At 74.7% G+C, this 233-nt stretch carries 1 protein-coding gene; it reads right to left on the bottom strand.

Translation table 11 applies throughout. The features are described 5' to 3' along the window. Window positions 1-233 (bottom strand): GHMP family kinase ATP-binding protein (locus ACTFO6_RS19960; protein WP_439936012.1); only part of this gene is annotated, 233 nt, incomplete at both ends.

Below are 233 nucleotides of genomic sequence, written 5' to 3' on the forward strand. Positions count from 1 at the left end.
CCCCACAGCCGGTTCAGGGCGAGCAGGGTAGTGGCCGCATCGGAGCTGCCGCACCCCAGCCCGCCGCCGATGGGCAGGCGCTTGTCGATCTCGATCTCCACCCCGAGCCGGGTCCAGGAGGCCGCCTTGAGCAGGCGGGCCGCGCGCACGGTGAGATCCTCTTCCGGCGCCACCCCCGACACGCCCCCCGGGCGCCGGATTTCCCCGTCTTCCCGCACGCGTAGCCGCAGCCG

This window comes from Pelomicrobium sp. G1, assembly GCF_051905455.1.
Classification (GTDB): Bacteria; Pseudomonadota; Gammaproteobacteria; order Burkholderiales; family UBA6910; genus Pelomicrobium.